General features: G+C 68.9%; 21 protein-coding genes. 14 read left to right on the plus strand and 7 right to left on the minus strand.

What is annotated here, in order from left to right; translation table 11 throughout:
• Positions 1 to 69: 69 nt before the first annotated feature.
• Together G7043_RS31900 and G7043_RS31905 are read left to right on the plus strand one after the other, a co-directional pair.
• Entirely contained in the window at positions 70 to 990 is a 921-nt protein-coding gene (locus G7043_RS31900; protein ID WP_166052021.1) for a TIR domain-containing protein, read from the plus strand.
• A complete protein-coding gene (locus G7043_RS31905; protein ID WP_166052023.1) occupies positions 987 to 2,528 on the plus strand; it encodes an SPFH domain-containing protein in 1,542 nt (513 codons plus the stop codon). The genes G7043_RS31900 and G7043_RS31905 overlap by 4 nt, the downstream gene beginning before the upstream one ends.
• Here the strand turns inward: G7043_RS31905 and G7043_RS31910 are convergent, their stop codons facing one another.
• Both G7043_RS31910 and kstR read right to left on the minus strand, forming a co-directional pair.
• Entirely contained in the window at positions 2,529 to 2,927 is a 399-nt protein-coding gene (locus tag G7043_RS31910) for a hypothetical protein (RefSeq protein ID WP_166052025.1), read from the minus strand.
• An 82-nt stretch (positions 2,928 to 3,009) separates the two neighbouring features.
• Positions 3,010 to 3,585, minus strand: coding sequence for a cholesterol catabolism transcriptional regulator KstR (gene kstR, locus G7043_RS31915; protein ID WP_242642927.1), 576 nt, complete (start codon positions 3,583 to 3,585; stop codon positions 3,010 to 3,012).
• 159 nt (positions 3,586 to 3,744) lie between these two features.
• On the opposite strand from kstR, the gene G7043_RS31920 reads away from it, so the two are divergent.
• The 7 genes from G7043_RS31920 (at position 3,745) to G7043_RS31950 (ending at position 11,800) form a co-directional block, all read left to right on the plus strand.
• Complete coding sequence (locus G7043_RS31920; RefSeq protein WP_166052030.1) at positions 3,745 to 5,640, plus strand: acyl-CoA dehydrogenase family protein; 1,896 nt, start codon at positions 3,745 to 3,747, stop codon at positions 5,638 to 5,640.
• 73 nt (positions 5,641 to 5,713) lie between these two features.
• Positions 5,714 to 6,676 (plus strand): acyl-CoA dehydrogenase family protein, encoded by a 963-nt coding sequence (locus G7043_RS31925; protein WP_166052031.1) that lies wholly within the window; start codon positions 5,714 to 5,716, stop codon positions 6,674 to 6,676.
• Positions 6,666 to 7,793: an acyl-CoA dehydrogenase family protein gene (locus tag G7043_RS31930; RefSeq protein WP_166052033.1), complete on the plus strand. Its 1,128-nt coding sequence runs from the start codon at positions 6,666 to 6,668 to the stop codon at positions 7,791 to 7,793. Before G7043_RS31925 ends, G7043_RS31930 begins: the two co-directional genes overlap by 11 nt.
• Complete coding sequence (locus G7043_RS31935; RefSeq protein ID WP_166052455.1) at positions 7,793 to 8,680, plus strand: bifunctional MaoC family dehydratase N-terminal/OB-fold nucleic acid binding domain-containing protein; 888 nt, start codon at positions 7,793 to 7,795, stop codon at positions 8,678 to 8,680. Before G7043_RS31930 ends, G7043_RS31935 begins: the two co-directional genes overlap by 1 nt.
• The gene (locus G7043_RS31940; protein WP_166052035.1) at positions 8,667 to 9,050 is read left to right on the plus strand and encodes a MaoC family dehydratase; all 384 of its coding nucleotides are present in this window, start codon (positions 8,667 to 8,669) and stop codon (positions 9,048 to 9,050) included. Before G7043_RS31935 ends, G7043_RS31940 begins: the two co-directional genes overlap by 14 nt.
• Positions 9,047 to 10,207 (plus strand): lipid-transfer protein, encoded by a 1,161-nt coding sequence (locus G7043_RS31945; protein WP_166052037.1) that lies wholly within the window; start codon positions 9,047 to 9,049, stop codon positions 10,205 to 10,207. The genes G7043_RS31940 and G7043_RS31945 overlap by 4 nt, the downstream gene beginning before the upstream one ends.
• A gap of 138 nt (positions 10,208 to 10,345) precedes the next feature.
• A complete protein-coding gene (locus G7043_RS31950; protein WP_166052039.1) occupies positions 10,346 to 11,800 on the plus strand; it encodes an arabinofuranosidase catalytic domain-containing protein in 1,455 nt (484 codons plus the stop codon).
• On the opposite strand, the gene G7043_RS31955 is transcribed toward G7043_RS31950, so the two are convergent.
• From G7043_RS31955 to G7043_RS31975, 5 genes are read right to left on the minus strand one after another with little or no spacing between them, the layout of a single operon-like run.
• A complete protein-coding gene (locus G7043_RS31955) occupies positions 11,772 to 12,614 on the minus strand; it encodes a MaoC/PaaZ C-terminal domain-containing protein (protein WP_166052041.1) in 843 nt (280 codons plus the stop codon). The genes G7043_RS31950 and G7043_RS31955 overlap by 29 nt on opposite strands.
• Positions 12,615 to 12,624: 10 nt before the next feature.
• Complete coding sequence (locus G7043_RS31960; RefSeq protein WP_166052043.1) at positions 12,625 to 13,593, minus strand: ferredoxin--NADP reductase; 969 nt, start codon at positions 13,591 to 13,593, stop codon at positions 12,625 to 12,627.
• Positions 13,586 to 13,825, minus strand: coding sequence for a hypothetical protein (locus G7043_RS31965; protein ID WP_390828550.1), 240 nt, complete (start codon positions 13,823 to 13,825; stop codon positions 13,586 to 13,588). The genes G7043_RS31960 and G7043_RS31965 overlap by 8 nt, the downstream gene beginning before the upstream one ends.
• Entirely contained in the window at positions 13,822 to 14,964 is a 1,143-nt protein-coding gene (locus G7043_RS31970; RefSeq protein ID WP_166052045.1) for a Rieske 2Fe-2S domain-containing protein, read from the minus strand. The genes G7043_RS31965 and G7043_RS31970 overlap by 4 nt, the downstream gene beginning before the upstream one ends.
• Entirely contained in the window at positions 14,961 to 16,532 is a 1,572-nt protein-coding gene (locus G7043_RS31975) for an FAD-dependent oxidoreductase (protein ID WP_166052047.1), read from the minus strand. The genes G7043_RS31970 and G7043_RS31975 overlap by 4 nt, the downstream gene beginning before the upstream one ends.
• 116 nt (positions 16,533 to 16,648) lie before the next feature.
• Between G7043_RS31975 and G7043_RS31980 the strand changes: the two genes are divergently transcribed.
• Genes G7043_RS31980 through hsaA form a run of 5 tightly spaced genes read left to right on the plus strand, consistent with a single transcriptional unit; the run spans position 16,649 to position 21,897 of the window.
• Positions 16,649 to 18,106 (plus strand): FAD-binding protein, encoded by a 1,458-nt coding sequence (locus G7043_RS31980; protein ID WP_166052049.1) that lies wholly within the window; start codon positions 16,649 to 16,651, stop codon positions 18,104 to 18,106.
• Positions 18,100 to 18,870 (plus strand): 2-keto-4-pentenoate hydratase, encoded by a 771-nt coding sequence (locus G7043_RS31985; protein WP_166052051.1) that lies wholly within the window; start codon positions 18,100 to 18,102, stop codon positions 18,868 to 18,870. Before G7043_RS31980 ends, G7043_RS31985 begins: the two co-directional genes overlap by 7 nt.
• A 9-nt stretch (positions 18,871 to 18,879) precedes the next feature.
• Positions 18,880 to 19,758 (plus strand): acetaldehyde dehydrogenase (acetylating), encoded by an 879-nt coding sequence (locus tag G7043_RS31990; RefSeq protein WP_166052053.1) that lies wholly within the window; start codon positions 18,880 to 18,882, stop codon positions 19,756 to 19,758.
• Complete coding sequence (gene dmpG / locus G7043_RS31995; RefSeq protein WP_166052055.1) at positions 19,724 to 20,734, plus strand: 4-hydroxy-2-oxovalerate aldolase; 1,011 nt, start codon at positions 19,724 to 19,726, stop codon at positions 20,732 to 20,734. The genes G7043_RS31990 and dmpG overlap by 35 nt, the downstream gene beginning before the upstream one ends.
• Complete coding sequence (gene hsaA / locus G7043_RS32000) at positions 20,731 to 21,897, plus strand: 3-hydroxy-9,10-secoandrosta-1,3,5(10)-triene-9,17-dione monooxygenase oxygenase subunit (RefSeq protein ID WP_166052057.1); 1,167 nt, start codon at positions 20,731 to 20,733, stop codon at positions 21,895 to 21,897. The genes dmpG and hsaA overlap by 4 nt, the downstream gene beginning before the upstream one ends.
• The last annotated feature ends 8 nt before the right edge of the window (positions 21,898 to 21,905 follow it).

Below are 21,905 nucleotides of genomic sequence, written 5' to 3' on the forward strand. Positions count from 1 at the left end.
ATTGGCCAATAGAAGGACAATGCGTGGACGCGTCTGTCTGGAGCAGTGGTCGCGGGGATAACTTGCGGCATGTCGTTTGGGCCCTCTGGCTTCTTCCTCTCGTACACGCAGGCGGACGCGGCCTACGTGAAGCGGCTGGCCGAGCACCTGGAGGCCGCCGCTCTCCCGGTCTGGCTCGACGCCAAACTGCGGTGGGGCGCAAGGGTTCCGGTCGAGATCCGCGACAGGCTGTCCGCCGCGCCGGGCATCATCGTGATCATGTCGCCCGCGTCCGAGCGCTCGGAGTGGGTCGAGCGGGAGATCCTCGAAGGTCAGCGGTTCGGGCGGCCGTTCCTGCCGATCCTGTTGCGCGGGCATCGGCACTTCCTCCTGGCCGCCACCAGCTTCTTCGACGCGAGGGACGGCCGGCTGCCGGGTACGCGGGAGCTCGACGACCTGCGCGACCTGCTGGAGGAGCGCACCCCGCCGGCGCCGAGGCCGAGCCCGGTCGTGCCGGTGACCGCGGTGCCGGCCGAGACCTCGCTGCGGAAGTTGCGGCACGCGCTGGAAGAACGCCAGTTCGCGCACGCCGACATCCTGACCACGTCGCTGCTGCTGGACGCCGCGCGGCGACTGGACAAGGGATGGCTGCGCCGGACCGACGGCGCGAAGCTGCCCGCCCGGCTGCTCGCCGACATCGACGCGCTGTGGGCGAAGTTCGCCCAGCAGGGGTTCGCCGTGCAGCTCGCCCGGCACCCCGGACCGCCGCCCGGCGCACCGCCCGGCCGCCACCGCGACTTCCTCGCGCTGGCGTTGTCGGTGGGGTGGAAGGGCCTGCGGGGCGAGGTTTCCCCGCTGTACGAGGAGCTCGTCGCCGCCGACGACTTCCCGCCGGGCTTCTTCCCGACGATGCGCAACCCACAGCTCGAACGGTACGAGAGCTGGCACGACAAGTGGACCGACACGGTGATGGCCGTGCACACAAGACTGCGGAACAGCGAGGTTCGATGACACCCTTCATCGTCGTTCTGGTGATCGCCGCCATCGCCGCTCTGGCGGTGGCGCTCACCGGCTACCAGTCGGTGCCGACCGGCAAGATCGGCCTGGTCCACCGTCGGTTCGGCAGCCTGAAGAGCGAGAAGTACCCGGTGCGCGTGCACGGCGGCCAGGGCGTGCAGGCGGCGACCTTGCAGGCCGACCGCCGCTACCTGTTGCCACCGCTGCTGTTCCGGATCAGGAACGTCGAGCGCACCCACGTCCCCACCGGCACGATCGGGTTGGTCATCGCGAAGGTCGGCGCCGTGCCGCCGGTGGAGCGGACCCTGTGCGACCACGTGGAGTGCGACTACTTCCAGGACGGCCGTACGTTCCTGTTGAACGGTGGGCAGATGGGCAAGCAGCCCATGGTGTTGCCCGGCGGCGCCTACTACGACATCAACCCGGAGCTGTTCGAGGTCATCACGACGGAGACGCTGGGGGAGGAGGAGAAGTACGAGCTCACCCGCTCGGACCTGATGGACATCAGCATCCCGGAAGGCGCCACCGGCGTCGTCATCGCCAAGGAAGGCGCGGCACCGGACGACGACGACAACGCGGTCGGCCCGATCGTGCCCGGCCACGCGAGCTTCCAGAAACCCTGGGTGTTCCTGGCGAACGGCGGCCGTCGCGGCGCCCAAGCCGAAACGCTGTCGCACGGCGGTGTCTACCGCATCAACCCGTGGTTCGCCCGTGTCGTGATCATCCCGACCCGTGAGCTGACGCTGGACTGGCAACGCAGCGACACCAAGACCGCCGACCGCTACGACGCCGCGCTGGACCAGATCGTCGCCAACGTCGAGGGCCACCGGTTGCTGTTCACGATGACCCAGATCATCCGCATCCCGGCCAAAGCAGCGCCACGGCTGGTGCGCCGGTTCGGCGAGGACCGCGACATGACCGGTCTCGGCGACGTGCAGAGCCCCGCGCCCGTGCAGCGGTTCGTCGAACGCGTGCTGGGCCGCACCGTGAAGGGCTACTTCGAGAGCTGTGCCTCGGAGTACGAGGTGCTGCAGTTCATCGAGGGACTCAACGAGGTCCGGATGGAACTGGAGTCCAAGGTCGCCGAGGCGCTCGCCGAGTGGGGCGTGGAGGCCGGCCGGACGACGCTCAGCGACTTCGAGTCGGAGGACCCGGAGCTCGATGCGCGGCGCCGTCAGCGAGCCCGCGAACGCGACGAGCAGGACTCGCTGGCGTACCGGCTGCGCAACGCCGAGGTCGAGGAGAAGATCAAGCGCCTGCGCCTCGAGACGGCGCGCGAGGAGGCCGCGGTCCCGGTGGCGGAGAACGAGGCCAGGGCCAAGGTGTGGGGCGTGCAGTCGGAGGTGCTGTTGCAGTCACTCGGGCAGCTGAAGGACTTCAACACGCCGAGCGTGGTGACCGACGCCGGCGCGGCCAACGGCGCCATGCCGCTCGTGGTGGGCCAGCAGATGATCAACCAGACCTTGAAGAACCTCCCGCAGGACCCACCGCCGCAGCTCGAACCGGGCGACGAGGACGAGCCGTCCGCGTGATCAGCCGGCGGTGACGGCCTCGCAGGTGACCTTCTGGCCGGGCTTCGCGGTCGCGGTCGCCAGTTCCTTGATGCCGTCGAGCAGGATGCGGCAGGTCAGCACCTGGTCGCCCTTGGGCGTGGCGCTGACCTGCGCCTTCTCGCCCGCGTTGATGACGGCCTCGTACTGCCACGGCAGCGGCTTGCTCGTGGTGAAGGTCTTCGGCGTTTCCTTGCGGTACCGGTCGGCGTTCTCGGCGTAGGTGACGTCCACGGCCGTGTCGGCGGGCTGGGCCTTGACCTCGTAGGTGATGGCCCAGGCCTTGCCGGTCAGCGTCGACCAGCCGCCTTTCTGGTTCACCAGGAACACCGTGCCACCACCGATCACGGCCAGCACGGCGAGGACGATGAGTGTCTTCACAGGACAGACGTTAGGGCGTCACGGGTGCACCGGCATCGTTCGGGAGTGGGACTCCGGGGTCATTCCCCAGGACTACCCGCTCTCACTTGAGCAGCAGGCGCACGGTGAGTTCGAGGCGGTTCGCGACGTCCGTGGCCGTGGCGCGGCGCGTCACCCAGGCGACCAGGTTCGACAGCCACACGTCGCCGATCACGCGGGCGATCGCCTTCTGCTCGTCGGTCGGCTCCTCCTCGCTCATCGCGCGGGTGAACATCGACTCCATGAGCCAGGAGACGCGGTCGATCTCGGCGCCGGCGGAGGCGTCGGCGAAGGTGAACGCGCGGGTCATCGCCTCGGTGAGGTGCGGGTTGCGCTGCAGGCCGCGGGTGATGCGGCCGAGCACGAACAGCACGCGCTCGTAGGGGCTGTCGCCGGGGACCGTGGTGCGGTCCATCTTCTCCTGGGCGCGCTCCAGTTCCACGGCGAGGCTCGACACGAGCAGGTGGACCTTCGACGGGAAGTAGCGGTACAACGTGCCCAGCGCGACGTCCGCGCGGTCCGCGACGGCGCGCATCTGGACGGCGTCGAACCCGCCCTTGGACGCCAGCGCGATGGTCGCGTCGACGATCCGCTTGCGCCGTTCGCGCTGGGCTGCGGAGCTGAGCTCCTCGCCCGCCATGAGCGCGTCCGTGCGCGACTTCGAAGGTGACACGGAGATGATCCTCCTGGAACGTGTTGCAGCTGCCCTCGCATCATACTCGATCGGTTTCGCGGCCATGATCTGTTGCCGGAATTAGAACACGTTCTATAAACTCCTTCACGTATTCGAGGAGGCCGCATGCCGATCGCCACGACCGGGGAACAACGAGCGTTGCGGGACAGCGTGGACGCGGCCAAGGGCGAGTGGGCTGATCTCGTCCGGGTCGGGTTCTTCGAGGTGACGCGGGAGGGCGGCACGGTCGCCGATCTCGCGGTGATGCTGGAGCGGGCGGCGGAGAACCTGGTACCGGGGCCGTTGCTGCCCACGGCGCTGGTTTCGGTGCTGTTCCCGGATTTCGACGGGGTCGCCGGGTTCGGATTTTCGCCACAGCACGTGGTGGGTGCCGCCGAGGCGACGCACGTGCTGGTGCGCGACGGCTCGTGGAGACTCGTGCCGGTCGGGCAGGTGACCGGGCTCGAAGCCGTCGACCTGTCCCGTTCGCTCGGATCGGTCGTGGTCGACGCGCCTGGGGTCGAGGTCGACGATCCGACCGACCTCGCGGTGACGCTGATGGCCGCCGAGGCGAGCGGGGTGGCCACGTGGTGCCTGAACACCGCGGTGGAGTACGCGAAACAGCGGCAGCAGTTCGGGCGTGTCATCGGGTCGTTCCAGGCGATCAAGCACCTGTGCGTCGAGATGTTGTGCCGCGCCGAGCAGGCGAGTTCGGTCGCGTGGGACGCGGCGAGTTCGGTCGGTGACGACGAGCATCCGCTGGCGGCGGCGGTCGCGGCGGCGGTGGCGTTCGACGCGGCGGTGCGCAACGCCAAGGACTGCATCCAGGTGCTCGGCGGGATCGGGTTCACCTGGGAGCACGACGCGCATCGCTACCTGCGGCGTGCGTTGGCGTTGCAGCAGCTCGCGGGCGGTGTCGCGCGGTGGCGTCGGCGGGTCGCCGAGCTGGCGCTGGAAGGGGCGCGCAGGTCGCACTCCCTCGACGTCGAACGGGACGACGAGGTGCGGGCGTTCGCCGAGGAGATCGCCGGGCTGGACGCGACGCGGCAGCGGGAACGGATGGCGGACAGCGGGTTCCTGGTGCCGCACTGGCCTCGGCCGTACGGGCAGGACGCCTCACCGGCCCGGCAGATGGTGATCGACGACGAGCTCGCGCGTGCCGGGGTGCGCCGGCCGGACCTGATCATCGGCGGCTGGGCGGGGCCGACGATCCTCCGGCACGGCACGGCCGAGCAGCAGGAACGGTTCGTGCGACCCACGTTGCGCGGCGAGCTCACCTGGTGCCAGCTGTTCAGTGAACCGGAAGCCGGCTCGGACCTGGCCTCGTTGCGCACCAAAGCGGTCAGGACTGAGGGCGGCTGGCGGCTCACCGGGCAGAAGGTGTGGACGTCGCTCGCGCATCAGGCCGACTGGGCGATCTGCCTGGCCCGCACGGACTCCAGCGTGCCGAAGCACAAGGGCATCACGTATTTCCTGGTCGACATGCGTGCTGAAGGCGTCGACGTCCGGCCGTTGCGGGAGATCACCGGCGACGCGCGGTTCAACGAGGTCTTCCTCGACGACGTGTTCGTGCCGGACGACTGCGTGGTCGGCGCGGTCAACGACGGCTGGCGGCTGGCGCGCACGACCCTCGCGAATGAACGCGTCGCGATGGGGTCGTCGCTGGGTGAGGCGCTGGAACGTGTTCTGCGCCAACCGGAAGCCGCCGAACACCCGGAACGGCTCGGCGAACTGGTGGCCCAGGGGCTCGCGGTGTCCGCGCTGGACCTGAGGGCGAGCCTGCGGGTGCTGAGCGGGCAGGAGCCGGGCGCGGAGTCCAGCGTGCGCAAGCTGGTCGGGGTGCGGCAACGGCAGGACGTCGCCGAGTTCGCCGTTGAGCTGCTCGGGCCCGATGCGGCGGCCGACAACGAGCTGGTCCACGAGTTCCTGCTGACGCGGTGCCTGAGCATCGCGGGCGGCACCACGCAAGTGCTGATGAACCTCGCCGGCGAACGGATTCTCGGATTGCCCAGGGAAATTTGACGCAGTGAGCCCTGATGGACTTTCAGCTCGACGAGACCCAGCAGGAGATCGCCGCAAATATCGAGGAGCCCTGATGGACTTCAAGCTCGACGAGACCCAGCAGGAGATCGCCGCGCTCGCGGCCGACGTGCTGGGCAGGGAGAGCGACACCCCCTGGAAGGCGTTGGGGGAGGCGGGACTGCTGGCGCTGGCCGTTCCGGAACGGCTCGGTGGCGACGGGCTCGGCGTCCTGGAAACCGCCGTGCTGCTCACCGAGGTCGGACGGAAGGCGGTGGACGTGCCGGCGCTGGCCACGCTGGCGCTCGGCGTGCTGCCGATCGCCAAGCACGGCACGCCGGAGCAACAGGACGAGCTCCTGCCGCTGGTCACCGAGCACCACGGCGTGCTGACCGCCGCGCTGAGTGAACCGTCCCGTCCACTGCCGGCCTCGCCGAGCACGACGGCGGGCCCGGACGGGATCACCGGCGTGAAGATCAACGTGCCGCACGCCGCCGAAGCACGACGGATCCTGGTCAGCACCGACACCGGCGTCTTCATCGTCGACCCGGCGCAACCAGGTGTGTCCACATCGGACGGAACCGTGCGCTTCGACCGCGCCCGTGGCGAAGAGCTGGCCGGCGCGGCCGCGGATCTGCGGCGATTCGCCCTGGCCGGGGCGTGCGCGGTCGCGGACGGCGTGCTGGCCGGAGCCCTCGACCTCACCGTCAAGCATGTCGGCACCCGCCACCAGTTCGGCAAACCCATCTCGACCTTCCAGGCGGCGGCGAGCCAGGTCGCGGACGTCTACATCGCCGCCCGCACCCTCCACCTGGCCGCGCTGACCGCCTGTTGGAGCCTCGACGACCGCGACCTGGACACGGCCGCGTACTGGCTCGCGGCCGAAGCCCTGCCGGCCGTGCACACCTGTCACCACCTGCACGGCGGCCTCGGCCTCGACATCACCTACCCGATGCACCGGTACTACGGCATGGCCAAGGAGCTGACGCGGTTCGTCGGCGGAGTGGAGCACCGCTTGGGAGCCATCGATGTTCATTGACCTCACCGCCGAGCAGGTCGCGCTGCGGGACGAGCTGCGCGAGTACTTCGCGAACCTCATGTCCGCCGGGGAACGCGAGGCGATGCTCACCGAACGGCACGGCCACACCTACCGCGAACTCGTCAAGAGGCTCGGGCGCGACGGCAGGCTCGGTGTCGGATGGCCGCGGGAGTACGGCGGCAAGGGGTTCGGGCCGGTCGAGCAGCAGATCTTCGTCAACGAGGCTGCCCGCGCGGACGTCCCGCTGCCGTACGTGACGCTGCAGACGGTCGGGCCCACGCTGCAGGCGTTCGGCACGCAGGAGCAGAAGGACTTCTTCCTGCCGCGGATCCTCAAGGGCGACATCCACTTCGCCATCGGCTACACCGAACCGGACGCGGGCACCGACCTCGCCGCGTTGCGCACCAAGGCCGTACGCCAAGACGATCACTACGTCGTCAACGGGCAGAAGACGTTCACGACGGGAGGGCACGACGCGGACTACGTGTGGCTGGCCTGCCGCACCGGAGCGCCGGACTCGCGGCACAAGGGCATCACGATCCTCATCGTCGACACCACGGATCCCGGCTACTCGTGGACGCCGATCATCACCTGCGACGGCGCGCACCACGTCAACGCCACCTACTACAACGACGTGCGGGTGCCCGAAAACAGGCGCGTCGGCGAGGAGAACAAGGGCTGGCGGCTGATCACCACCCAGCTCAACCACGAACGCGTGATGCTCGGCCCGTCCGGCCGGCTCGGCGCGCTGATCGAACGGGTCCACCGCTGGGCCGCGGACCGTCAGCTGCTCGACGAACCGGACGTGCGCAGGGCGTTCGCCGAGGCACGAGCCGTGCACCGGGTGAACGAACTGCTCAACTGGCAGGTCGCCAGCGGTGAGGTGGAGGTCGCCGACGCCAGCGCCACCAAGGTGTTCGCCGCGGACCGGACCCAGCGCATCGGCCGGTTGCTGGAAGAACTGGTCGGGCGCCACGGCGCCGACGCGGAACTGGTGCGGTGGCTGGACGTGCAGGCGCGGCGCAACCTCGTGCTGACCTTCGGCGGGGGAGTGAACGAGATCCAGCGCGAGCTGATCGCCAACATCGGACTCGGACTACCACGGGTGGTGCGATGATCGACATCGAGAAGGAAGCCGCGCGCATCGCCGAACAGGGCGAGTCGGCGCCACGGTTCGCGCGTGACCCGGTCAACCTGCCGATGATCAACAACTGGCTGGAGGCCATCGGCGACCAGCACCCCGGCTACACCGAGGTCGCGCCGCCCGCGATGGTGCAGGTGTGGACGATGGCCGGGCTGCACGGCCAGCGCGCCCTCGACGACCCGCTCGGCGCGATGATGAAGATCCTGGACGAGGCCGGGTACACGTCCGTGGTCGCCACCAACAGCGACCAGACCTACCACCGGTACCTGAAGGTCGGCGAGCACCTGTCGGTGACGACGAGCCTGGAGGACGTCACCGGCCCGAAGCAGACGGGGCTGGGTGAGGGCTGGTTCGTGACGACTCGCAGCACCTGGTGGGTCGGGGACGAGGCCGTGGCCGAGATGCGGTTCCGGGTGCTGAAGTTCAAGCCCGCTGCGCGGAGCCCCGAACCGGCGTCGGAAACCCCGAAAGCCCAGGCGATCCGGCCGTCCATCAACCGCGACACCGAGTACTTCTGGGAAGGCTGCCGGGTGGGCGAGCTGCGTATCCAGCGCTGCGGTGGTTGCGGGCTGCTGAGGCACCCGCCGGGCCCGATGTGCCCGGAATGCGGTGCCACCAAACCGAAGTACCTGGTTTCGGACGGCCGCGGCGTGGTCTACAGCTACGTCGTGCACCACCACCCGCAGGTGCCCGGCAAGCAGACCCCGTTCGTGATCGCGCTGATCGAACTGGACGAGGGCGTCCGGATGCTCGGCGAACTGGACGGCGAGCCGAGCATCGGCCTGCCGGTCGAGGTCGTGTTCACGAAGGTCGACGACGAACTGACGATGCCGAGCTGGAGGCCCCGTGCGGATCGGTGATTCCCTGCCCGAGTGGCACGTCGAGGCCACGCCGACGTTCGTGATCAGCACCGCGCTGGCCACGCGCGACTTCCAGGACGTCCACCACGACCGCGACCTGGCGATCCAGCGCGGCTCGAAGGACATCTTCATCAACATTCTCACCACGACCGGCCTGGTGCAGCGCTACGTCACGGACTGGGCGGGCCCGGAAGCGTTGGTGCGTCAGGTGAACATCCGCCTCGGCGCGCCTTGCTTCGCCTACGACACTTTGAAGTTCTTCGGCCAGGTGATCGAACGCTCGCAGCAGGACCTCGTCGTCGAGGTGGTCGGCCGGACCGCGCACGGTGACCACGTCACCGGCACCGTGAAGATCGAGGTGCCGGCATGAACGCCGCGATCGTGGGAATCGGCGCGACCGACTTCTCCAAGGACTCCGGCCGCAGCGAACTCCAACTGGCCGCCGAGGCCGTGCGAGCGGCACTGGCGGACGCCGGCCTGGAACCGTCCGATGTGGATGGCCTGGTCAGCTTCACCATGGACACCAACACCGAGATCGCGGTCGCCCGTGAGCTGGGCATCCCGGAGCTGACGTTCTTCAGTCGCGTCCACTACGGCGGCGGAGCGGCGTGCGCGACCGTCCAACAGGCCGCGATGGCGATCGAGACCGGCGCGGCCCGGGTAGTCGTGTGTTACCGGGCGTTCAACGAGCGGTCGGGCCACCGGTTCGGCCAGGTCCAGACCGCGGCCGCGGCGAACATCGACAACAGCTGGTCGTACCCGATGGGCCTGGGCACACCGGGCGCGATGGTCGCCATGTTCGCCCGCCGGTACATGCACGAGTACGGCGCGACTTCGGAAGACTTCGGCCGGATCGCGGTGATCGACCGCAAGCACGCCGCCACGAACCCGCACGCGTGGTTCCACGGCCGCCCGATCACCTTGGAGGACCATCAGGCGTCGCGGTGGATCGCCGAACCGTTGCGGCTGCTCGACTGCTGCCAGGAGAGCGATGGCGGGGTCGCACTCGTGGTGACCTCGGCGGAACGGGCACGCGACCTGCCGCACAAGCCCGCGCACATCAAGGCGGCCACTCAGGGCAGCAGTGTCGATCAGTTCATCATGACCAGCTACTACCGGGATGATCTGACCGGCCTGCCCGAGATGGGTGTCGTGGCGCGCGGGTTGTGGGAGAAGTCGGGCATCGGTCCGTCCGATGTGGACGTCGCCGTGTTGTACGACCACTTCACGCCGTTCGTGTTGGTGCAGTTGGAGGAGCTGGGGTTCTGCGGCAAGGGCGAGGCTCGCGACTTCGTGGCGTCGGGTGCTCTCGAACTGGACGGCGCGCTTCCGCTCAACCCGCACGGCGGCCAGCTCGGCGAGGCCTACCTGCACGGGATGAACGGCATCGCCGAGGGCGTGCGCCAGGTGCGCGGCACCGCGGTGAACCAGGTGGCGAACGTCGAGCACGTCCTGGTCACCGCGGGTACCGGCGTCCCGACCAGCGGCCTGGTCCTGGCCCAGTCCGTCGAACCGGTTCGACCATAGTTGGTGCCGTTCGACATGGGTGCCTTGCTGAATACCGTCATTTGCGGGACGTTGTGCAGTTGACGGTATTCAGCTTTGTCCTCGGATCCTGCCGAACCGGTTCGACCTGGGGGCAGCCCACGGAAGGCATCGGCAGGCATGAGAGGTCGATCAGCCCGTCTCGGCATCGTTGTTACGGCGTCACTCGCGCTCGCTGTCCCCGCCATCGCTCTGTCCGAGGAGTCGAGCGCACTCGCGGCGGCATCCGGTCCGTGCGACATCTATACCACCGGCGGCACACCCTGCGTGGCCGCGCACAGCACCACGAGGGCATTGTACGGCAACTACAACGGCCCGCTCTACCAGGTCAGAAGGTCCTCGGACAACACCACGCGGGACATCGGTGTGCTCAGCGCGGGCGGGGTGGCCGACAGCGCCGCCCAGGACGCGTTCTGCGCCACCGCGACCTGCCTCATCAGCGTCATCTACGACCAGTCCGGCCGGGGTAACCACCTCACCCAGGCGCCACCCGGTCACTTCCCCGGCCCCGCGCCCGGTGGATGGGACAACCTCGCCGACGCGAAGGCCGCGCCGGTCACCGTTGGCGGCCAGAAGGCCTACGGGGTCTACATCTCTCCGGGCACCGGCTACCGCAACAACAAGACGAACGGTGTCGCGACGGGTGACCAGCCGGAAGGCATCTACGCCGTCGTCGACGGCCAGCACTACAACCAGTGGTGCTGCTTCGACTACGGCAACGCGCAGACGACCAACACCGCCGACAGTCCCGCCATCATGGAGACCGTCTACTTCGGATCCAGCAAGCAGTGGGGCTACGGCGACGGCCCTGGCCCGTGGATCATGGCTGATCTGGAGTGGGGGCTGTTCTCCGGGGTGAACGCCGGTTACAACAAGAATCCGACCATCAACCACCGCTTCGTGACGGCGATCGTCAAGGGCGAGCCGAACCACTGGGCCATCCGCGGCGGCAACGCGCAGTCGGGCGGTCTGTCGACCATGTTCGACGGTCCGCGCCCCAAGGGCTACCACCCGATGAAGAAGCAGGGCGCGATCCTCCTCGGCATCGGCGGTGACAACAGCGTCACCGGCGCCGGCACGTTCTTCGAGGGCGTGCTCACCTCCGGCTATCCGTCGAACGCCACCGAGGACGCCGTGCAGGCCAACATCGCCGCGGCCGGCTACGCCCCACCGGGAGGGGGTAACCCGCAGCCGGGCGTGCAGATCGTCGGCGGCCAATCCAACCGGTGCGCCGACGCGCCGGCCAACACCAACGGCACCCAGGCGCAGCTGGCGGACTGCCAGAGCACCGACCGGCAGCGCTGGACCTACACGGCGGACAAGAAGCTGCAGGTCTACGGCAACAAGTGCCTGGACGCCAACGGTCAGGGCACCACCAACGGCACCCAGGTGATCATCTGGGACTGCCACGGCGGTGCGAACCAGCAGTGGAACGTCAACTCGAACGGCACCATCTCCGGCGTGCAGTCAGGTCTGTGCCTGGACGCCAACGCCGGTGGCACGGCCGCCGGCACGAAACTCATCCTCTGGTCGTGCCACGGCGGTGCTAACCAACGGTGGACTCTGCGAGGCTGAGCACGGCATCAGCGAGCACGGGACGGTCCGCGGCGAACGTCGTCAACACGAACCGTGGCCCGTCCCGCCACACCCGCGTCGTCAGCGTTTCGCCGGGAAAGACCACGCCCGCGAACTTCGCCCCGAACGACAGCACCTGCTCCGGCCCGTCGAGCAGCGCGTCGATCACCGCCTTGCACACCACCCCGTACGTGCACAGGCCGTGCAGGATCGGCGCGTCGAAGCCCGCCCGCTGAGCGAACTCCGGATCGGCGTGCAGCGGATTCCGGTCGCCACAAAGCCGGTACAGGTAGGCCTGCTGCGGCAGCGTCGGGGTCTCGATCACGGCATCAGGCTCCCGGGAAGGCATCTCGACCTTGCCCGACGGGCCACGTGAGCCACCGAACCCGCCCTCGCCGCGCGCGAATATGCTGGACCGGGTCGTGTAGAGCGCGGCTCCGTCCAACGAGAAAGCCGTGGCTTCCTGCACGATGACCGCGGCCTTGCCCTTGTCCCACACGTCCGCGATCCGCGTGCGCAGCACCGCCTCGCCCGAGGCGGGCAACGCCCCGTGCACGGTGATCTCCTGCGTGCCGTGCAGCACCCGCGCCAGGTCGATGTCGACACCGGGGAACGACACGACGGGCGGTGCGGTCTCGTGGAACCGGGGCGCGACGACGCCGAACGTCGGCAGCACCCGCAGGCCTTCCTCATACACGTAACGGAGTTCCGTTGCCCCCAGTGCGAGGTGGTAGAGCAGCACGTCCGACTGGGTCCAGGAGAACTTGATCTCGGGCAGCTCCGCCCCGACGGCGACGGCAGGATCGATCGGCATCAAGCGCCCCTCACTCGTAGGTGATTTTCACCGTGTCGGTGACCGGAACCGACTGGCACGCCAGCACGATGCCCTCGGCGATGTCCTCGGAGTCGAGCACGTCGTTGTTGAGCATCTTCACCTCGCCCTCGACGAGTCGGCACGCGCACGCGCTGCACGCGCCCTCGCGGCACGAGTACGGCGCGTCCAGTCCGTTCTCCAGCAACAGGTCGAGCAGTTTCTGACGTGCGGGCCAGGCGAACCGATGCTGCGAGCCGTCCAGTGAGACCTCGACCACCGCGTCCGGTCGATCGTCCGCCACCGGCACTACCTCGGAGAACGGGTCGCTGGACAACGACACGAACTTCTCGATGTGCACGACCGGAACATCGTGCAACGCCTTGCGGGCCGCCTCCATGAACGGCCCGGGCCCGCACACGAAAGCCTCGTCGCACTCCCGGACGAACGCCCGCAGCGCGCCCGCGTGCGGCAACCCCTGCACCGACTCCAGCCAGTGCACGACAGTCAGCCGATCCGGGCAGGAACGGGACAGCTCGTCCAGCTCGCGAGCGAAGATCACCGAGCTCTCGTCCCGGTTGGCGTACACCAGGAACACCCGCCCGGAGCCCTGGGTCAGCACAGCCCTGATGATCGACATCACCGGTGTGATCCCGCTGCCGGCCGCGAACGCGAGCAACGAGCCGTCCAGCGAGGATGGCGTGAACACCCCGGCCGGTGCCAGCACGTCCAGTTCCATGCCGACGGACAACGAGGAGCACATCCACGCCGAGCCGTAGCCGTCCGGCGTGCGCTTGACCGTGATCTTCAACGGCTCACCCGGCGCGCTGGACAGGGAGTAGCAGCGCGCCACGTCACCCGCCCGCACGGTGAGGAACTGGCCGGGACGCGGAGAGAACGAGGCGCCGGACAACACGAAGGAGCGCGCGTCGGCGGTCTCCTCGATCACGGCGTCGACCCGCAGCCGGTGCACCTCAGCCATCGGCGACCTCCAGCGTCCCCTCGCGCACGGCCTTCTCGATGCTGTCGCGCAACCGCAGGCAGGTCGGCACCAGCGCGAGCCGCGCCCCGCACAGTTCCGGACAGGAGCTGGTGTCGGACAGCCACTGCACGCTCGTGTGCTGCGGGCTGTTCTTCTTCACCAGCACCCGGTTCCCGCAGTCGCAGCGAACCGGCACCATCCCGCCGACCAGGAACTCGTCGCGCTCGCTCACGTCGCCTGCTCCTGAGGTGCCGGTTCCCGCCTGGCGAGGTTCTCGGCGACCTCCTTCTCCCAGACTTCGACCGCGCGGCTCGTGTCGACCTCGAACTCGAAGCGCCGCACCATGTCGTCGCTGACGTCCTCCACGTCGACGTAGAACTGCTCGTACCAGCGCCGCAGCTGGTAGACCGGCCCGTCCTCCTCGCACAGCAACGGGTTGTCGATCCGCGTCTTGTTCTGCCAGATCTCCACGTCCTGCAGGAACCCGACGCCGATGCCGCGGGCGAACTTGGCCGCGATCTTGTCGGCGTGCACGTCGTCGACGCCGGGCAGCTTCTTCACGATCGCGCCCCACTGCAGCCGGAACGAGTTCGGCGTGATCGGGTAGTGGCAGTTGATCAGCACGGTCTCGATCTCGATACCCTTGTAGTCGTTCCACAGGTAGTCGATCATGTACGACGGCCCGTAGTACGCGGCCTCGGACCGGACTTCCACGTCACCCGTGTAGTTCGAGCCCATCGCGACGTCCGGCCGGCCCCGCGTGGTCAGGTACTGCGAGGCGACGTGGCCCTCCATCACGTTCTTGAAGTACGTCGGGAACGCGAAGTGGATGTAGAAGAAATGGGCCATGTCGACGACGTTGTCGATGATCTCGCGGCAGTTCGCGCCCTCGATCACCACCGAGTCCCAGGTCCAGTTGCTCCACTCGGTGCTGAACGCGGCGTCGATGCGCGGGATCGTCACGTGCTCGGGCGGCGGGTTGCCCTGCGGGTCGTTCCACACGAAGAGCTGTTTGTTCTCCTCCATCGTGATCCACGACCGGGTGCGCGCCCGCAACGGAACCCGCTTGGCGTAAGGGATGTCGACGCACCGGCCGTTGCCCGCCCAGCGCCAGTCGTGGAACGGGCAGGCGATGTTGTCGCCCTTGATCGTGCCCTGGGTGAGGTCACCGCCCATGTGCCGGCAGTACCCGTCCAGCACGTTGATCTTGCCGTCCTCGCCCGCGAACACCACGAGCTTGGTGCCGAACGCCTCCACGGCGTGGGGTTTGCCGTCGCGGAAGCTGCTCGCCAGTCCGAGGCAGTGCCAGCCGCGCGCGAACCGCGCTGGAGGCGCGCCGGTGTCGATGTTGCGTACGGCGTCCTGCGTCATGGCTCTCCTCCAGAGATGTCGAGGCCGGCGAGATAACCGAAGGTCATGGCCGGTCCGAGGGTGGCGCCCGCGCCCGCGTAGGTGTGACCCATCACCGACGCGCTGGTGTTGCCCGCCGCGTACAGGCCTTCGATCACCGAACCGTCCTCGCGCAGCACCCGCGCACGGGTGTCGGTGCGCAGGCCGCCCTTGGTGCCGAGGTCGCCGGGCACGATCTTCACCGCGTAGAACGGGCCGGTGGTCAGCGGCGCCAGGTTGGGGTTCGGGTGGTTGCGCGGGTCGCCGTAGTAACGGTCGTACGCGCTCTCGCCGCGCTGGAAGTCGGCGTCGTTGCCGTCCACGGCCAGCGTGTTGAACCGCCGGACGGTTTCGATGAGCTCGGGCAGGTCGGCTTCCTGGGCGAGTTCTTCGAGGCTCGGCGCGGTGACGAAGGATTCCTTCCAACGCCGGGGGAGCGGGCGGCGGGGCGGGACGCCGCAGAACGGGTAACGGCTGCGGTAGGTGTGGTCGAAGACGAGCCAGGTGTCGCCGGTCATCGCGTTGACCACGTCGATGTAGGGCGCGGCCTCGTTGACGAACCGGCGGCCGATCTTGTCGACCAGCACGCAGCCGGGCAGTGAGCGTTCGGCGAGCAGGAAGAACGGGCCGCGCGGCAACGGGACCGACGGGCCCCACCAGGCGTCGTCCATCAGACCGACAGCGGCACCGGCTCGCACGCCCGCCTCGATGCCGTCGCCGGTGTTGGCCTTGGCGCCCACTGTCCACTCCGTACCGATGCCCTGGTGTTGCTTGCGCATCCTTTCGTTGTGCTCGAACCCGCCTGCTGCCAGGACCACGTGGTTCGCGAGGATCAGCTTGTCGCCCACCAGGATTCCGGCGACCCGGCCGTTCTCGTAGTGCAGGTCGGTCATCGCGGTGTTGAGCCGGACCTCGACGTCGAGTGCTTTCAGGCCGGTGCGAAGTCCGGCGGCCAGTGCCTGGCCCATGGTCAGCCGCCTGCCCGGCAGGAACCGGCGGGCGAAGACCTTGGCGGCGGTGACCAGGCCGCGCGGATGCCGTCCGACCAGCGTCAGCCACTTGTAGTCGGACTGGGTGATCACGATGCCCGCGGGGGTCGGCACGTACGGCGGTTCGAGGTTCTTGAGCTCGTCGCCGAGGAGGGTCGCGTTGAACGGAAGGGGCTCGACCGAGCGGCCCCGCGGCTGGCCGCCGGGTGCCTCGGGGTAGTAGTCGGCGTAGTCGCGGACCCAGCGGAACTTCAGCGGTGTGTGCGCGACGACGAACGCGAGCATCGCGGGTCCGGAGTCGAGAAACGCCTGACGGAGCTCGGCGGGCACCTCCCCGGCGATGTGCCCCAGGTAGGTGCTGGCCTGCTCTGGTGAGTCGGCGACGCCGTTGGCGGTGAGCACGCCGTTGTTCGGCACCCAGATGCCGCCGCCGGACCGCGCGGTCGAGCCGCCGTAGTGCTCGGCCTTCTCCACGACGAGGGTGCGCAGGCCGTGTTGAGCGGTGCAGAGCGCGGCTGTCATGCCCGCCGCGCCGCTGCCGACGACGATCACGTCGTACATCGCACCTCCCCGGAAGTCAGACTAGAACAGGTTATAGTTCTGGGGCGCTTTGGCGCTATGGTGTAGGAGTTCCAGGCAAGTCGACTCACCGAGAACACGTTTCGGGAGGGTTAAGCGTGGACGTCTCCGCGGACGTGGTCGTCATCGGTTTCGGTGCTGCTGGTGCGTGCGCCGCCATCGAGGCCGCTGCCGGCGGTGCGTCCGTGGTGGTCCTCGACCGGTTCGCCGGCGGTGGCGCGACCGCGTTGTCCGGTGGAGTCGTCTACGCGGGCGGTGGGACGCGGCAGCAGGTCGAGGCCGGTGTCACCGATTCGGTCGACGCGATGGTCGAGTACCTGCGGCACGAGGTCCGCGACGCGGTGTCCGAGGCGACGCTGCGCCGGTTCTGCGAGGACAGCGCGAAGATGCTGGCCTGGCTGGAGGACCAGGGCGTGCCGTTCGACGCCCGCGTGTCCCCGTTCAAGACCTCGTACCCGACCGACGACTACTACCTGTATCAGTCCGGCAGCGAGGACGCCTGGCCGAACCCGGCCCCGCGCGGGCACCGGACCAGGGCGAAAGGCACCTCGGGCAAGGTCTTCTTCGCCCGGTTGGCGGAAGCGACCCGCCGGGCGGGCGTGCGGATCATGCCGCAGGCCCGCGCGGTCGAGCTGGTCACGACGGACGGCCGGGTGACGGGCGTCCGGTGCCGCGTGCTGTCCGGGCTGCCGAAAGCCCTGCACGGGGCGTTGTCCCGGGCCGGCGCCAAGCCGTGGCTCTACTACCCACCGCTCGGCAGGAGGCTGTTCGGGCTCGCGGCCTGGTTGGAGCGGTTCGCCCGCACGGTGACGGTGACCGCACGCCAGGGCGTGATCATCGCCGCCGGTGGGTTCATCGCCGATCGCGACCTGGTGCACGAGAACGCTCCGGCGTACCGGGGAGGACTCGCGCTGGGCACTCCGGGCGACGACGGTGGCGGCATCCGGCTGGGCATCGCGGCTGGTGGGAAGACCGCGCGGATGGACAAGGTCTCGGTGTGGCGGTTCATCACGCCGCCCAGCGCGTTGCAGCGCGGGGTGCTCGTCGACAGCGAGGGCCGGCGGTTCGGCGACGCGACGCGGTACGGCGCGGCCATCGGCAGTGAGATCGTCGCGCGCGGGGGCAAGGCGTGGCTGCTGATCGACGACGACGTCCTGCGGACGGCGCGCGCTCAGGTGCGGACGCAGACGGCGCGGTTCCAGCGCTGGCAGGTCCGCCACCTGCTGGGCCGCGGCCTGGTCACCGCGCTGACCGTCGAGGAAGTAGCTGCGAAAGCGGGAATCGGCGTACCGGAAGCGTTCGGGAGGCCGCCCTATTCGTTGATCAACGTGTCGGTGCGTGCGGGGTTCGGTTACCCGTGCCCGATGCTGACGCTCGGCGGACTCGTCGTCGACGAGGAAACCGGCCAGGTGCAGGGAGTTCCCGGACTGTACGCCGCCGGGCGGTCGGCAGTCGGGGTGTGCTCCGAGTCCTACGTCAGTGGACTCGCGCTCGCCGACTGCGTCTTCTCCGGGCGTCGCGCTGGGCAACACGTCTCGAAGGAGGCCAGGTGCTGACGATCCAGAAGAGGGAGGCGGCCGCCGAGCTGCTGCGCGTGGCGGAACGCGACCGCGTGCCGATCAAGCCGCTGGTCGAGCTGTATCCCGAGATCGACGTGGTGGACGCGTACGAGATCCAGCTGCTCAACGTCCGCCATCGCAACCGCGACGTGATCGGTCACAAGGTCGGGCTGTCGTCGTTGGCGATGCAGCAGATGATGGGTGTCGACGAACCGGACTACGGCCACCTGCTCGACGACATGCAGCTCGCGGGCACGGCCGACGCGTCGGCGTACCTGTACCCGCGGGTCGAGGTGGAGATCGCGTTCCTGCTGGCTCGTGATCTGCCGGGTGAGGGCTGCACGGTCGAGGACGTGCTGGCCGCCACCGAGTTCGTCGCGCCGGCCATCGAGCTGATCGACAGCCGGATCGAGAACTGGCGGATCGGGCTGCAGGACACCATCGCGGACAACGCGTCGTCGGCCGGGTTCATGCTCGGCTCCGAACGCGTTCGTCCGTCCGAACTGGACATCGGCGCGGTGGCGGCGACCTTGCGCCGCAACGGTGAAGTGGTGGCCGAAGGACGTGGTGACGCGGTGCTCGGCGACCCGGCGATCGCGGTGGCGTGGCTGGCGGAGAAGGTCGCTTCGTTCGGCGTCCGGTTGCTGGCAGGCGACATCGTGCTGCCGGGATCGTGCACGCGGGCGATCGACGCGCGGCCGGGTGACGAGTTCCACGCCGAGTTCGCCGGACTTGGTTCTGTCGACCTGAAATTCGAATGAGGTGAACGGGTGAAGGCGGCCATCGTCGGCTCCGGCAACATCGGCACCGACCTGCTCTACAAGCTCCTGCGTTCCGAAGTGCTGGAACCTCGCTGGATGGTGGGCATCGACCCGGCCAGCGAGGGCCTCAAGCGCGCGGCGTCGCTGGGCCTGGAGGTCTCGGTCGACGGCGCGGAGTGGTTGCTGTGTCAGGACGAGCTGCCGGACGTCGTGTTCGAGGCGACGTCCGCGGCGGTGCACCGGGCGAACGCGCCGCGCTACGCCGAGGCCGGGATCCGGGCGATCGACCTGACCCCGGCCGCGGTCGGGCCGTACGTCGTGCCGCCGGTGAACCTGGGCGACCATCGCGACGCGCCCAACCTCAACCTGATCACGTGTGGTGGCCAGGCCACCATTCCCGTGGTGTACGCGGTGTCCCGGGTCGTGCCGGTGTCGTACGCGGAGATCGTCGCGAGCGTGGCGTCGGTGTCGGCGGGACCGGGGACGCGGGCCAACATCGACGAGTTCACCCGCACCACCAGCCACGGGATCGAGGCGATCGGGGGAGCGGAACGCGGCAAGGCGATCATCGTGCTGAACCCGGCGGACCCGCCGATGATCATGCGCGACACGATCTTCTGCGCGATCCCCGAGGACGCCGACCCGGATCTGATCACGGACTCGATCGCCCGGATGGAGACCGACATCCGTTCGTACGTCCCGGGTTTCCGGTTGCTGAGCGAACCGCAGTTCGACGCCGGTCGCGTGTCGATCTTCGTGGAGGTCGCCGGTGCCGGTGACTTCCTGCCCGCGTACGCCGGGAACCTCGACATCATGACCGCCGCCGCGACCAAGGTGGGGGAGGAGATCGCCAATGCAGCTGCGGCTGACCGACACGTCACTGCGTGACGGCTCGCACCACAAGCGCCACCAGTTCACCGTCGAGGACGTGCGCTCGATCGTGGCGGCACTGGACGGCGCCGGGGTGCCGGTGATCGAGGTGACCCACGGCGACGGGCTCGGCGGGTCGTCGTTCAACTACGGCTTCAGTCTCACGCCTGAGCAGGACCTGATCAAGGTCGCGGTGGAGACCGCGACCCAGGCCAAGATCGCCGTGCTGATGCTGCCCGGGGTCGGCGTGAAGGACGACATCCTGGTGTCGCAGGACAACGGCGCCTCGATCGTCCGGATCGCCACGCACTGCACCGAAGCGGACGTCTCCGTCCAGCACTTCCAGCTGGCTCGCGAGCGTGGGCTGGAGACTGTCGGGTTCCTGATGATGGCCCATTCGCAACCGCCAGAGGCGTTGGCGAAGCAGGCGCGGATCATGGCGGACGCCGGTTGCCAGTGCGTCTACGTGGTGGACTCGGCCGGAGCCCTGGTGCTGGAACAGGTTTCCGATCGCGTCGAAGCGCTGGTCGCGGAACTGGGGGACGACGCCCAGGTCGGGTTCCACGGCCACGAGAACCTCGGCCTCAGCGTGGCGAACTCGGTGGCTGCCGCGAGGGCCGGCGCCAAGCAGATCGACGGCAGCGTGCGCGGATTCGGTGCGGGCGCGGGAAACACGCCCCTGGAAGCGTTCGTCGGCGTGTGCGACAAGCTCGGGTTCGAAACCGGCGTCGACTTCTTCAAGATCGTGGACGCGGCCGAGGACGTCGTCCGGCCCGTCATGCCCGAGGAGTGCCTGCTCGACCGGATGGCGCTGATGATGGGCTACGCGGGCGTCTACTCCAGCTTCCTCAAACACGCCTACACGCAGGCGCAACGCTATGGCGTGTCCGGCGCGCAGATCCTCATCCGGGCAGGCGAACGCCGGCTCGTGGGCGGGCAAGAGGACCAGCTGATCGACATCGCACTGGAGCTGAGCAGGGAGAAAGTCCGATGAGCGAGGAAATCCTCGGCAAGGTGCGGGAGCTGCTGCCCAGCCTGCGGGAACGCGCGGCGGAGGCGGAAGAGCTGCGCAAGGTGCCGCCGGAGTCGGTGAAGGCGTTGCAGGAGATCGGGTTCTTCCGGATGCTGCAGCCCGTTCGGTACGGCGGTTTCGAGTCACATCCGCTCGACTTCTACACGGCCGTGAAGCTGATCGCGAGCGCGTGCGGGTCGACGGGCTGGGTCGCGTCCGTGCTCGGCGTGCACCCGTGGCACGTCGGGTTGTTCGACGTCCAGGCGCAGGACGAGGTGTTCGGCGAGGACCAGGACACCCGGATCTCGTCGTCCTACGCGCCGACGGGCCGTGCGACGCCGGTCGAGGGCGGGTTCCGGTTCAGCGGCAAGTGGAGCTTCTCGTCCGGCTGCGACCACGCCACCTGGGTGCTGCTCGGCGGCCTGGTGATGAACGACGAGGGCAAGCCCGTCGACTTCCGCACGTTCCTGCTGCCGATCGCCGACTACACGATCAACGACGTCTGGGACACGGTCGGCCTGCGCGGCACCGGCAGCAACGACATCGTGGTCGAGGACGTGTTCGTGCCGGAACACCGGGCGCTGAGCATGCTGCACACCGCGCGGTGCGTCTGTCCCGGCCAGGACGTCAATCCCGGCCCGCTGTTCCGGATGCCGTACGGGACGATCCACCCGTACGCGATCACCGCGCCGATGATCGGCATGGCGGCCGGCGCGTACGACCTGCACGTCGGCGCGACCCGCGAACGCGTCCGGGCCGCTTACCTCGGCGAGAAGTCGGTCGAGGACCCGTTCGCGCAGGTGCGGATCGCCACCGCGGCCAACGACATCGACACCGCGTGGTGGCAGCTCGAGAAGGACATCAACGACGAGTGGGAACACGCCGTCGCCGGTACGAAGATCCCGATCGACCTGCGCCTGCGGGCACGACGTGACCAGGTGCTCGGCAGCGCGCGGGCGATCTCCGCGATCGACCGGCTCTTCGAGAGCGCGGGTGGCAAGGCCATCAACCAGAGCGCGCCGCTGCCCCGGTTCTGGCGCGACGCCCACGCCGCACGCGTGCACGCGGCCAACGACCCGGAGCGCGTGCTCGTCCTGTACGGCAAGAACGAGCTCGGCATCCAGGTCCGCGACGGGCTGTTCTGAGGGGAGTG

This window comes from Lentzea alba (genome assembly GCF_011067745.1).
Taxonomy (GTDB): domain Bacteria; phylum Actinomycetota; class Actinomycetes; order Mycobacteriales; family Pseudonocardiaceae; genus Lentzea; species Lentzea alba.